The following is an 11966-nucleotide window of genomic DNA, read 5'->3' on the forward strand; positions in this document are numbered from 1 at the left end:
GGCACGGTACGGGCCCGGACTGGGGTGCTTCTGCCGTGCGGAGGTCAGGGGCTGCGGCGGCGCACAGGATCACCCACAGGGAGGGTCGTGCATCGCCCACGGGGCGGGTCCGCTCAGTCGCGGGGCTGCAGGTCCTGGGGTCGCAGGAGGTACATGTCGGGCACCGGTTGCGCGGTCCCGCCGCCACCCTGGCCGCGCCGGGCCTGGTGCCGGACGAGGTCACCGCGACCGACCCCGATGAGGGCGACGTCGTGCAGCGACGCCGTCCCCGGCTTGAGGTAGTCGTTGTGACCCACCGGTCGGCGGAACACGCCCGCGTCCGGTTCGACGGTGTCCGTGGAGAGGTCGAGGAGCGTCGACCCGAACCCCGCCGAACCCGGGTCGGTCCCGAAGTACCCGGAGCCCGCGATCGGGTCGCTGTGCGCGTCGCCGACGTACACCTGGCCAGGACCCACCGCGAGCTCGGAGGCGGTCTGCACCGCACTGCCCGGCGAGCCGAGCACGGTGAGCGAGTCCGCCTGCATGCGGCCGGACGACAGCGCCATCAGCGCCGTCGTCGACCCGTAGGAGTGCGCGACGACGTTCAACCGGGGCCGGTCGTCGCCGCGGACGGCGTCGAGACCGTCGACCACCCGTTCGAGCCGCTCGGCACCGGTGCGGGCGAGTCCGAGCGACAGGATGTTGGACATGTCGGGCGTCCGGTAGCCCATCCACGCGAGCACGGCGGTGCCGCTCGACGCGTGGTCCGCGACGCCTCGGGCGGTCTGCGTCGTGGCGAGCGCCGACACGGTGGTCTGCTCGTCGTACAGGTCGCTCGCGGTGTCGGTGAAGTCGTGCATCTGCCCGGTCACGGTGAAGAACATCCCCGGGACGACCACCGTCACGTCCCGGGCGGTCGCGAGGTCCCCCACCGCGATCGCCGCGCGGCCCGAGCCCCGGGTGTCGAGGACGATCAGGCGCCGGGGGGCCTGGCCCGACTCGCGGTGCAGGGAGTCCCGGACCTGCGCGAGCAACGCGGTGCGGGCGGCGGCACGGTCGGACCCGGCGCCGGAGTCCTGGGCATCGGAGTCCTGGTCGTCGGAGTCCTGGTCGTCGGTGCCGACCCCGTCGGCGAGGGTGGTCCGGTTGGCGCGGTCACGGACGTCGTACGGCACCCCGTCCAGGTTGCCGACGACCGCGGGGGCGAGGGCGACCAGGCGCTCCTGTGCGGCGGTGCCGAGCGCGTCCCACCACCGTGCGACGGCGGCCGCGGTGGGTGGCCGGTCCTGGGCGGTCGCGAGCACCCGATCGTCCTCGTCGGCGCGTGCCAGGTCGCCGGGACCGACCGCGACGAGTGCGTCGAGGAACGCCGTGCCGCGCGCCTGCGCCAACCGCTCGAGGTCGACGTGACCGCCGGCAGCGGTCGTCGGGGCGTCGGGCGGAGCGTCGCGTGCCACGGGGTCCCGGACCCCGGACACCTCCGCGACGGGCGCCTCGGCCGCTGCCGGGACGCCCACGCCGGACGCTCCCGGGACGGGCACGGCAGGGGCCTCGACCACTCCCAGCGAGTGCATCGAGGCGGTGAGTAGCAGGGCCGCGGCGATGAGCAGCAATCAGGTCTCCCCGGGAAGGCCGTGTCGTCGACCCCCTCAGCCGACGATTGATGCCCTCTCGAGTGTAAGGAGAATGCGCTCACGAGGGGGTGCGCGGTGCAACTTGCCCCTCGAACTGGGTGCGGATCGTCGACGGTCCCCCGCGGAAGACGGCGCGTCGCTCACGGCGAGCCGCGCTCCGCCGTGCTGCTCAGCTCCCTGCGTCCGCGTCGTCGGTCGCCTGGCCGTCGGCGCCGTCGGACGGCTCCCGTCCGTCCGCCCGGTCCGGTTCCAGGGCGCCGGGCCCCTCGGTCACGAGCAGGCGGAACTGCTCCGCGTCGATGATGCGGAGCCCGAGCTGCTCGGCCTTCGTGAGCTTCGACCCGGCACCGGGACCGGCGGCGACGAAGTCCGTCTTCTTGCTGACGCTCGACGCAGCCTTGCCGCCGGCGGCGATGATCGCCTCCTGCGCGCCCTCACGGGTGTACCCCTCGAGCGAGCCCGTCGCGACGACGGTGACCCCGCTGAGGACGCCCCCCTCGACGGCGGCGCCGGGACCGGGGTGGTCCGGCGTGGTGAACTGCACCCCCGCGGCCGTCCAGCGGTCGATGATCTCGCGGTGCCAGTCCACGGCGAACCAGTCGAGCAGGGCGTCCGCGATGATCCCGCCGACCCCGTCGACCGCCGCGAGCTCCTCGCGCGACGCCTCCCGGATGCGGTCGAGCGACCCGAAGTGGTTCGCGAGTGCCCGTGCGGCGACCGGGCCGACGTGCCGGATGCTGAGCCCGACCATGATGCGCCAGAGCGGCTTGGTCTTCGCGGCCTCGATGTTCGCCAGCATCTCGAAGGCGTTCTTCGACGGGTAGCGGCTCGGCTCACCCGTGTGGTCGGCTCCGCGCGCGTCGGGGTCGAACGGCGGATCGGTCTTCTTGCGGGCACGGCTGAACGGCGTGACGCGCTTCGGTGTGCCGTCGTCGTCGGACTTCTCCATGCCCGTCTCGGCGTCGCGGACGATCACCTCGATGGGGACGATGTCCTCCATCGTCAGGTCGAACAGCCCGGCCTCGGTGACGAGCGGCGGCTGCTCGGGGTGCAGCGGCTGCGTGAGCGCCGCGGCGGCGACCTCGCCCAGGCCCTCGATGTCGAGCGAGCCGCGCGAGGCGATGTGCTCGACCCGGCCACGGACCTGGGCGGGGCAGCTCCGGGCGTTCGGGCAGCGGAGGTCCTTGTCGCCCTCCTTCGCCGGTGCGAGGGGCGTCCCGCACTCCGGGCACGCGGCGGGCATGACGAACTCGCGCTCGGTGCCGTCGCGCAGCTCGACGACCGGGCCGAGCACCTCGGGGATGACGTCGCCGGCCTTGCGGAGCACGACGGTGTCGCCGATCAGGACGCCCTTCGCCTTCACGACGTCCTGGTTGTGCAGGGTCGCCTGCCGCACCACGGACCCCGCGACCTCGGCCGGCTGCATCACCGCGAAGGGCGTCGCACGTCCGGTCCGCCCGACGCTGACCACGACGTCGAGGAGCTTCGTGTGGACCTCCTCCGGCGGGTACTTGTACGCGATGGCCCAGCGCGGTGCACGGGAGGTCGAGCCGAGTTCCTCGTGCAGGGCCAGGTCGTCGACCTTCACCACGACGCCGTCGATCTGGTGCTCGACCGACGCACGACGCTCGCCGGTCGTCCGCACGAAGCCGATGACCTCGTCCACGGTGTCGAACACCCGGTAGTGCGAACTCGTCGGCAGGCCCCAGGTCTGCAGCAGCTCGTAGACCTCGGACTGGGAGTGCACCTCGGTGTCGCGCTCGAGCTCGCGCACCGGCCACGCGCCGATGCCGTGCACGAGCATGCGGAGGCGTCGCAGGCGGTCGACCATGAGCGCGCGCTTCGCCTCGGACTTGCCCTCCTCCTTCTGGCGGAGCGATCCGGCAGCCGCGTTGCGCGGGTTCGCGAACACCCGCTCCCCCGCCTCGCGCTGCCGGGCGTTCAGCTCGTCGAACTGCGCGACGGGGAAGAAGATCTCGCCGCGGACCTCGACGATGGCCGGGTGTCCCTCGCCGGACAACCGGTCGGGGATCGTGCCCATGGTGCGCACGTTGCCGGTGACGTCCTCGCCCACCACGCCGTCACCACGGGTCGCCGCCGACACGAGGCGACCGTGCTCGTACCGCAGGTTGATCGCGAGCCCGTCGATCTTCAGCTCGGTGAGGAACCGGACCCGTTCGGAGCCGGCGTCGCGCTGCACCTTGTCGGCCCACTCGGTCAGCTCCTCGGGGCTGAACACGTTGTCGAGGCTCAGCATGCGCTCGGCGTGCTCGACCGGCGCGAACTGCACCGTCTGCGCCTGGCCGCCGACGGTCTGGGTCGGGCTGTCCGGGGTGCGCAGGTCCGGGAAGCGCTGCTCGATCGCGTCGAGGCGACGGACCATCGCGTCGTAGTCGCCGTCCGACACCGTCGAGCCGTTGCCCTCGTAGTACTGGTCGCGCAGCTCGCCGATGCGCACCCGGAGCCGGTCGACCTCCCGCTGGGCCTGCGCGGCGTCGAGGTCGGCCGGGGCCAGCGTCTCGAACGTCGAGTCGGCCGAGTCGGGGGTCGTGTCGCTCATGCCTCAGTTCTACCGTGCACCGCCGACCCCGGCCGCAGCCGGCTCCCCGACCCCAGCCGCCCGGCCCCGGCAGCACCCCGCTGCCCGGCCCCGGCAGCAGCGGGCTGCCCGGCCCCGGGCCGCAGGCTCAGACGGTCGCGGGCACCGCCGAGACGGTGCGGTCGATCGTGCACTGCCCGAGCACCCGGGTGCCGACGTAGACCACCGCAGTCTGACCGGGAGCCACACCGGACAGCGGCTCGTCGACGTCGATCACGAGTTCGCCGTCCGTCACCCGCGCCGTCGCCGGGACCGGATCGGCGTGCGCCCGGATCTGCACGTCGCACGCGAACGGCGTCGACGGGTCGGCCGGAGCGGTCCCGGCCCAGGTGAACCGCGAGCCGGCCATCGACCGGACGTCGAGCGCCTCCTTCGGTCCGACGACGACGGTGTTGTCCTTCGGCCGGATCTCGAGCACGAAGCGCGGCTTGCCGTCCGGTGCCGGGCGTCCGAGGTGCAGTCCGCGGCGCTGCCCGACGGTGTAGCCCGTGGCACCCTCGTGCTCGCCGACCACGGTGCCGTCGCGCTCCACGACCGAGCCCGGCGCGGTCCCCACGCGGTCGGCCAGCCACCCGCGGGTGTCCCCGTCCGGGATGAAGCAGATGTCGTAGGAGTCGGGCTTCTGCGCGACGGTCAGCCCGCGCGCCGCCGCCTCGGCACGGACCTCGTCCTTCGACGGTGTCGCACCGAGCGGGAACATCGCGTGCTCCAGCTGCTCGGCCGTCAGCACGCCGAGCACGTACGACTGGTCCTTCGCCCACGCCGCCGAACGGTGCAGCTCACGGGCGCCGTCCGACCCGGTCACGACCGAGGCGTAGTGGCCGGTGCACACGGCGTCGAAGCCCAGGGCGAGCGCCTTCTCGAGCAGGGCGGCGAACTTGATGCGCTCGTTGCACCGCATGCAGGGGTTCGGGGTGCGGCCGGCCTGGTACTCCGCGACGAAGTCGTCGACGACGTCCTCCTTGAAGCGCGCCGAGAAGTCCCACACGTAGTACGGGATCCCGAGTGCCGAGGCTGCCCGCTGCGCGTCCATCGAGTCCTCGATCGTGCAGCAGCCACGGCTCCCCGTGCGGAGCGTGCCCGGCATCCGGCTCAGCGCCAGGTGCACACCGACCACGTCGTGCCCGGCGTCGACGGCCCGCGCCGCGGCCACCGCCGAGTCGACCCCACCGCTCATCGCCGCAAGTACACGCATGCATCCAGGGTAAGCGCATCCCCCGACGAGTCCAGGCGTACCGTTGCTCGACGATGACCAGCACCACGAACGACGCCTTCGACCGCCGCGGCGTCCTGCTGTCCGGCTTCCTGCCCGCGGCGCTCTTCGCGATCGGCGAGGGAGCGATCATCCCGATCATCCCGATCGCCGCCGACTCCCTCGGCGCGAGCCTCGCGTTCGCCGGGTTCGTCGCCGCGCTCATCCTCGTCGGCGAGCTCATCGGTGACGTGCCCTCCGGCGTCGTGGTCGGGCGGATCGGTGAACGGAACGCGATGATCGGCGCCGCGGTGGTGTCCGTCGTCGGGCTGCTCGTCTGCGTCGTCTCACCGAGCCCCTGGGTGCTCGCCGTCGGGGTGTTCCTGGTCGGTGTCTCGACCGCCGTCTTCGCCCTCGCCCGGCACGCCTACATGACGACCGCGATCCCCTTGCGGATCCGGGCCCGCGCCCTGTCGAGCCTCGGCGGCGTGTTCCGCTTCGGCTACTTCGTCGGTCCCTTCCTCTCGGCCGGCGTCGTCCACCTGACCGGCACCACGCAGAGCGCCTTCTGGATCCACGTGGTGTGCTGCCTCGCGGCGGCGGTCGTGCTCCTCGTCCTGCGCGACCCCGCGACGGGCGCACGCGGTCTGCGGTTGCCGAGCAGGGCCTCCAGGCCGGACACGACGAGCGCGACCGACGGGACGGACGCGACCCGCGGACCGGACGCGGCCGACGCGGCACGGCGCACGGCACCCGCGCGGCACCCCGACGAGCCGCCCACCGACACGGGCGCGCAGTTCGTCGAACGCGAGGCACACGGCCTCTTCCGCACCATCCGCGAGAACCGCGCCGTCCTGGCACGGCTCGGCAGCGGAGCGGCGCTCATCGGCGCGCTCCGCGCCGGACGGCAGGTGATCCTGCCGCTCTGGGCGGTCAGCGTCGGTCTCGACGACGCCTCGGCCGCGCTCGTCATCGGCATCGCGGGCGCCGTCGACTTCGCGCTCTTCTACACGAGCGGGCAGATCATGGACCGCTGGGGTCGACTCGCGAGCGCCCTGCCGTGCATGCTCGGGCTCGCCGTGAGCTACTTCCTGCTCGCCTGGAGCGGGCACCTCGACGCGAGGGTCGGGTGGTTCGTCGGCATCGCGATCGGCATGTCCCTCGCCAACGGTGTCGGCAGCGGCATCCTCATGACGCTCGGTGCGGACCTCGCGCCGCGGGGGAACCCGGCACCGTTCCTCGGTGCGTGGCGCTTCACGGGGGACTTCGGGTCGGCTGCGGCGCCACTGCTGATCTCGGGCGTCACCGCGGTCGCCTCGCTCGCGTTGGCGAGCGGGGTGATGGGGGTGCTCGGCCTGGTCGGTGCGGGGGTGCTGCTGCGGTACGTGCCGCGGTACCTGCCTCGTCGGGTGCGCTGAGCGGACGGCCTGGAGGCGCGGCTCCCGCCCGCCCCGCGTCCACGCCTCGGTAGACTGCCGCTGCTCGCGGGAGTGGTGGAATCGGTAGACACGCAGGATTTAGGTTCCTGTGCCCCTGGCGTGAGGGTTCGAGTCCCTCCTTCCGCACGATGGTCGGCTCGCCGGGTGGAGTCACACCACAGGAGGATGGGGCGGTCACCGCCGGGCGGTACCCTCGTCAGGCGGGAGCTTCCCCGTGCCCCGCCCCGACACGACCGGAACAACCATGCACTCCGTCGCACTCGCCCTGATCCCGTGGCTCGACCCGCAGTACATCCTCGACCACTTCGGGGCCATCGCCGTGCTCATCGTCTGCGCCATCGTCTTCGCCGAGACGGGCCTGCTGATCGGCTTCGTCTTCCCCGGCGACAGCCTGCTCGTCATCACGGGGCTCTTCGCCTTCGACCGCGGCGGCCAGATCGGCGGCATCCCCATCTGGGCGGCGGCGCTGATGATCGGCGCGGCGGCGTTCCTGGGCGGTGAGCTCGGGTACTACATCGGCAAGAAGGCCGGGCCCCCGATCTTCGAGCGCAAGGAGAGCGGACTCTTCTCGAAGGAGAACGTCGACCGCACGAACGCGTTCTTCCACCGCTTCGGCCCGCTCGCGGTCATCCTCGCCCGCTTCGTCCCCGTGGTCCGCACCTTCCTGCCGATCGCGGCCGGGGTCGGGCGCATGAACTACAAGAAGTACTCGTTGTACAACGCCGTCGGTGCGGTCGTCTGGGGTGTCGGCGTGACCTTCCTCGGGTACTTCCTCGGGTACATCCCGCCGATCGCGTACGTCGTGCGGAACTACATCGACGTGATCCTCATCCTCGCGGTGCTCGTCACGGTCGTCCCCGCGGGGCTGCACTACTGGCGGACCGCGCGCAAGGCGAAGCACGCCGCCGAGGCCGAGGAGGCAGCCCAGCGCGGTGGCGCCGAGCGGGGTACCGCCGACGGCGCGGGTCGCCCGGCCGAGCAGTAGTCGGCGGGCCGTCGGCGCTCCGGCGGCCTGGCGGCGCTGACCGTCCGCACACGGCGCTGCAGCGGCGGCGTCGCACAACCGAAGACACCTCGCGCCACGGGAACCCGTGGCGCGAGGTGTCGCTCGTTGTGCCTGGGCACGGAACGCCGCGCTGACGCCGGCGTCCCGCGGAGCCCTCCGACCGGTGTGGTCAGACCCCGAAGTACTCGCGGACGATCGGTGCGATCCCCCGGAACGCCTTCGACCGGTGCGACAGTGCGTTCTTCTCGTCGCGCGTCAGCTGTGCTGCCGAACGGTCGGCGTCGTCCGGCTGGAACACCGGGTCGTACCCGTGTCCGCCGTCCCCGACCGGCTCGGTCAGGACCTCGCCGTTCCACACCGCCTCGAACAGGTGCTCCGTGCCGTCCGGGGTGACGAAGGCGGCGGCACACACGAACGCAGCGGTCCGCTCCACGACCCCCTCGAGGTTCCGGAGCAACAGCGCGATGTTGTCCGCGTCCACGCGCGTCCCGGCGTACCGGGCGGAGTGGATGCCGGGTGCCCCGCCGAGCGCGTCGACGGCGATCCCGGAGTCGTCGGCGAGCGCCGGCAGCCCGGTGTGCGCCACCGCCGCACGCGCCTTGATGAGCGCGTTCGCCGCGTACGTGTCGCCGTCCTCGACGGGCTCCGGACCGTCGTACCCGACGAGCTCGACGCCCGCGCCGAGGGCCTCGCCGAGGATCCCGCGCAGCTCGACGACCTTGCCCTGGTTGTGCGTCGCCAGGACGACGGTGTGGCCGGTCACGCGAGGCCCAGCACGTCGCGCTGGATCGCCGCCAGCGACCGGTTGCCCGCGAGGCCGAGGTCGAGCAGCGTGTCCAGCTCGTCGCGGTCGAACGGCGCGTGCTCCGCCGTGCCCTGCACCTCGATGAACTTGCCGGAGCCGGTCGTCACGATGTTCATGTCGGTGTCGGCTGCGGAGTCCTCGGTGTAGGCGAGGTCGAGCATCGGCTCCCCCCCGACGATGCCGACCGAGATCGCCTGCACGCTGTCGGTCAGCGGCGTCGCCTTCTTGGCGATGAAGCCCTTGTCGCGGCCCCACTCGATCGCGTCCACCATCGCCACGTAGGCGCCGGTGATCGACGCGGTGCGGGTCCCGCCGTCGGCCTGGAGCACGTCGCAGTCGAGGACGAGGGTGTTCTCGCCGAGGCCCTTCATGTCCACGACCGCTCGGAGCGACCGCCCGATGAGCCGCGAGATCTCGTGCGTCCGTCCACCGACCTTGCCCTTGATCGACTCGCGCTGCATGCGCTCGTTCGTCGACCGCGGCAGCATCGAGTACTCGGCGGTGACCCAGCCGGTGCCCTTGCCGGCCATCCAGCGCGGCACACCGTTCGTGAAGGACGCCGTGCACAGCACCTTCGTGTTGCCGAACGAGATGAGTGCGCTGCCCTCGGCCTGCGAACTCCACCCCCGCTCGATGCTGACCGGACGGTGGTCGGTGGCACTGCGGCCGTCGATGCGGGTGCTCATGGGGTCCTTTCGGTTCGGGGCAGCGTGATGGCCCCGGTCTGGAGGTGTCCGACGCTCGAGACCTCGGGACCGAGGAAGCGCCGGGCGAGCCGGATGAAGCCGTTCTTGTCGTCGCCGGTGGCCTCGAACGCGTAGGTCGGCGGTTCCGGGGTGGTGCGTTCGAGCCCGTGCTCGACGAGCCGACGGTAGACGTCGTTCGCGGTCTCCTCGGCGCTCGACACGAGCGTGACGTCCGGGCCCATCACGTACTGGATCGCCGCGGACATCAGCGGGTAGTGGGTGCACCCGAGCACGAGCGTGTCGACGTCGGCGGCGCGGATCGGCGCGAGGTACTGCGCCGCCACCTCACGGAGCGCCGGCGACGAGGTGTCCCCGGCCTCGACGAACTCGACGAAGCGCGGGCACGCCGCGAGGGACAGGGTGACGTCGGCAGCCACGGCGAACGCGTCCTCGTACGCCCGCGAGGCGATGGTCCCCACCGTCCCGATCACCCCGACCCGACCGGTCCGGGTCTGCTTCACGGCGGCACGGGCGGCCGGCTGGATCACCTCGACGACGGGGATGCCGTACGCCTGCTCGTAGCGTTCCCGAGCATCGCGGAGCACGGCGGAGGACGCGGTGTTGCACGCGATCACCAGCGCCTTCACGCCCTGGTCGACGAGGTCGTCCATCACCTCGAGCGCGTACCGCCGGACGTCGGCGATCGGCTTCGGGCCGTAGGGCGAGTGCACGGTGTCCCCGACGTAGCGGATGCTCTCGCGCGGCAGCTGGTCGATGATCGCCCGCGCGACCGTCAGTCCACCGACCCCGCTGTCGAAGACTCCGATCGGTGCATCCGTCACGCGCCCAGCGTACCGAGCCGCACCCGCCCGGCGCCCGACCACGCGCGCCCCGCGCCTCGGCACCGCGACGTCGCCCCGGCTCCGCGACGTCGCCCCGGCTCCGCGACGTCACCGTGGCACACCGACGTCACCTCGGCACCGGGAGGTCACTAGTGTCGGACGCGTGACCAGCGCGCTCCTCACGGACCAGTACGAACTCACCATGGTGGACGCCGCCCTCAAGGACGGCACCGCCGATCGACGCTGCGTGTTCGAGGTGTTCGCCCGCCGCCTCCCCGACGGCCGCCGCTACGGTGTCGCCGCCGGTCTCGGGCGCTTCCTCACGGCGCTCACGGAGTTCCGTTTCGGCGACGAGGAGATCGGTTTCCTCCGCGACCGCGGCGTGATCGACGAGGGGACGGCTCGGTGGCTCGCGGACTACCGGTTCACCGGGGACGTCCGCGCCTACCGCGAGGGCGAGGTCTTCTTCCCCAACTCCCCCGTGCTGCAGGTCGAGGGGACGTTCGCCGAGTCGGTGGTCCTCGAGACCCTCGCGCTCAGCATCTTCAACGCCGACTCCGCCATCGCCGGCGCAGCCGCCCGCATGGTGTCCGCCGCCGACGGCCGTCCGCTCGCCGAGATGGGCTCGCGACGCACCGGCGAGTGGAACGCCGTCGCCGCCGCCCGCGCCGCGTACATCGCGGGCTTCGGCGCGACGAGCAACCTCGAGGCCGGCCGCACCTGGGGCATCCCGACGATGGGCACCGCCGCGCACGCGTTCACGCTCCTGCACGACTCCGAGGAGGCCGCGTTCCGCTCGCAGCTCGACGCCCTCGGCGACGGCACCACGCTGCTCGTCGACACGTACGACATCGAGGCAGCGGTGGAGACCGCCGTCCGGCTCACCGACGGCCGGCTCGGCGCGGTCCGCATCGACAGTGGTGACCTGCCGAGCGTCGTCGCCGCGGTCCGCGCGCAGCTCGACCGGCTCGGTGCCCCGGCGACGAAGATCACCGTGACGAACGACCTGGACGAGTACACGATCGCCGCGCTCCGGGCCGCGCCGGTCGACTCCTACGGTGTCGGCACGAGCGTCGTGTCCGGTTCGGGCCACCCGGCGGCCGGCATGGTGTTCAAGCTCGTCGCGCACCAGACCCCGGCGGGCGACGAGTGGGTCCCCGTCGCGAAGAAGTCCGCGGACAAGGCCTCGACCGGTGGCCGCAAGGAGGCCGGCCGACGCCTCCGCAACGGCATCGCCACCGCCGAGGTCGTCCTGACCTCCGGTCGCCTCGGCCCCGACGAGCGACCCCTGCTCGTCCCCGTGGTGGACCACGGCGAGGTCGACCCGGCGTTCCTCGGGGTCGCCGGCGTCGAGGCGGCTCGGACGCACCACGAGCGCGCCAAGGCGGAGCTCCCGGTGGACGCGTCCCGCATCGGACGCGGCGACCCGGCGATCCCCACCCTGGTGGTCTAGCTGACTACTCGGACTTCATCTTCTCGTAGATGGCCTTGCAGTCCGGGCACACCGGGAACTTCTCCGGGTCGCGGCCCGGCACCCACTTCTTGCCGCAGAGCGCCTTGACCGGCTTGCCGGAGAGTGCGGACTGCAGGATCTTGTCCTTCTTCACGTAGTGCGAGAACCGCTCGTGGTCGCCGGGCTCGATCGCCTCTTCCTCGAGGAGCTTCTCGAGCTCGCGGTCCATCACGTCGAGGCCGCCGCCGGGTTCCGTCATGCTCATGGGTCCAGGGTACGACGATGCGGCCGACGCCGCGACGGACGGGAGGCACGGGTCCGCCCCGCCACG

General features: G+C 72.5%; 10 protein-coding genes and 1 tRNA gene. 4 read left to right on the forward strand and 7 right to left on the reverse strand.

Annotated elements, in window-relative coordinates; translation table 11 throughout:
• Nucleotides 1-113: 113 nt before the first annotated feature.
• The 3 genes from ACIP6W_RS01145 to mnmA all read right to left on the reverse strand — a co-directional run bounded on the left by ACIP6W_RS01145 (nt 114) and on the right by mnmA (nt 5407).
• Nucleotides 114-1553 carry an alpha/beta hydrolase gene (locus ACIP6W_RS01145; RefSeq protein ID WP_209683567.1) on the reverse strand — a complete coding sequence of 480 codons (1440 nt, stop codon included), beginning with the start codon at nt 1551-1553 and terminating at the stop codon, nt 114-116.
• Nucleotides 1554-1782: 229 nt separating this feature from the next.
• Nucleotides 1783-4173: an NAD-dependent DNA ligase LigA gene (gene ligA, locus ACIP6W_RS01150; protein WP_209683570.1), complete on the reverse strand. Its 2391-nt coding sequence runs from the start codon at nt 4171-4173 to the stop codon at nt 1783-1785.
• A 127-nt stretch (nt 4174-4300) separates the two neighbouring features.
• On the reverse strand, nt 4301-5407 hold the full coding sequence (mnmA, locus tag ACIP6W_RS01155) for a tRNA 2-thiouridine(34) synthase MnmA (RefSeq protein WP_251154733.1): 1107 nt from the start codon (nt 5405-5407) through the stop codon (nt 4301-4303).
• Nucleotides 5408-5460: 53 nt separating this feature from the next.
• Between mnmA and ACIP6W_RS01160 the strand changes: the two genes are divergently transcribed.
• The 3 genes from ACIP6W_RS01160 (at nt 5461) to ACIP6W_RS01170 (ending at nt 7828) form a co-directional block, all read left to right on the forward strand.
• On the forward strand, nt 5461-6822 hold the full coding sequence (locus tag ACIP6W_RS01160) for an MFS transporter (protein ID WP_209683576.1): 1362 nt from the start codon (nt 5461-5463) through the stop codon (nt 6820-6822).
• A 66-nt stretch (nt 6823-6888) separates the two neighbouring features.
• A tRNA-Leu gene (locus ACIP6W_RS01165) sits at nt 6889-6969 on the forward strand.
• A gap of 118 nt (nt 6970-7087) precedes the next feature.
• Nucleotides 7088-7828, forward strand: coding sequence for a DedA family protein (locus ACIP6W_RS01170; protein WP_209683580.1), 741 nt, complete (start codon nt 7088-7090; stop codon nt 7826-7828).
• Between the two features lie 190 nt (nt 7829-8018).
• Here ACIP6W_RS01170 and rdgB read toward each other — a convergent pair whose 3' ends face one another.
• The 3 genes from rdgB to murI are packed head-to-tail and all read right to left on the reverse strand — an operon-like array spanning nt 8019 to nt 10182.
• Nucleotides 8019-8612 carry an RdgB/HAM1 family non-canonical purine NTP pyrophosphatase gene (rdgB, locus tag ACIP6W_RS01175; protein WP_066652922.1) on the reverse strand — a complete coding sequence of 198 codons (594 nt, stop codon included), beginning with the start codon at nt 8610-8612 and terminating at the stop codon, nt 8019-8021.
• A complete protein-coding gene (gene rph / locus ACIP6W_RS01180) occupies nt 8609-9340 on the reverse strand; it encodes a ribonuclease PH (RefSeq protein ID WP_066652919.1) in 732 nt (243 codons plus the stop codon). The genes rdgB and rph overlap by 4 nt, the downstream gene beginning before the upstream one ends.
• Nucleotides 9337-10182, reverse strand: a complete 846-nt coding sequence (gene murI / locus ACIP6W_RS01185; protein WP_066652917.1) for a glutamate racemase — start codon at nt 10180-10182, stop codon at nt 9337-9339. Before murI ends, rph begins: the two co-directional genes overlap by 4 nt.
• Here murI and ACIP6W_RS01190 point away from each other — a divergent pair.
• On the forward strand, nt 10166-11635 hold the full coding sequence (locus ACIP6W_RS01190) for a nicotinate phosphoribosyltransferase (protein ID WP_400428858.1): 1470 nt from the start codon (nt 10166-10168) through the stop codon (nt 11633-11635). The genes murI and ACIP6W_RS01190 overlap by 17 nt on opposite strands.
• Nucleotides 11636-11639: 4 nt before the next feature.
• On the opposite strand, the gene ACIP6W_RS01195 is transcribed toward ACIP6W_RS01190, so the two are convergent.
• Complete coding sequence (locus ACIP6W_RS01195) at nt 11640-11900, reverse strand: DUF3039 domain-containing protein (protein ID WP_144411249.1); 261 nt, start codon at nt 11898-11900, stop codon at nt 11640-11642.
• Nucleotides 11901-11966 lie beyond the last annotated feature (66 nt).

The sequence above is a fragment of the Curtobacterium sp. NPDC088465 genome (genome assembly GCF_044753165.1).
In the GTDB taxonomy this organism is placed as follows: Bacteria; Actinomycetota; Actinomycetes; order Actinomycetales; family Microbacteriaceae; genus Curtobacterium.

Coding starts and splice junctions, on each gene's coding strand:
- ACIP6W_RS01145 (WP_209683567.1), bottom strand. CDS start 1,553: ATGCACTCGCTGGGAGTGGTCGAGGCCCCTGCCGTGCCCGTCCCGGGA.
- ligA (WP_209683570.1), bottom strand. CDS start 4,173: ATGAGCGACACGACCCCCGACTCGGCCGACTCGACGTTCGAGACGCTG.
- mnmA (WP_251154733.1), bottom strand. CDS start 5,407: ATGCGTGTACTTGCGGCGATGAGCGGTGGGGTCGACTCGGCGGTGGCC.
- ACIP6W_RS01160 (WP_209683576.1), top strand. CDS start 5,461: ATGACCAGCACCACGAACGACGCCTTCGACCGCCGCGGCGTCCTGCTG.
- ACIP6W_RS01170 (WP_209683580.1), top strand. CDS start 7,088: ATGCACTCCGTCGCACTCGCCCTGATCCCGTGGCTCGACCCGCAGTAC.
- rph (WP_066652919.1), bottom strand. CDS start 9,340: ATGAGCACCCGCATCGACGGCCGCAGTGCCACCGACCACCGTCCGGTC.
- ACIP6W_RS01195 (WP_144411249.1), bottom strand. CDS start 11,900: ATGAGCATGACGGAACCCGGCGGCGGCCTCGACGTGATGGACCGCGAG.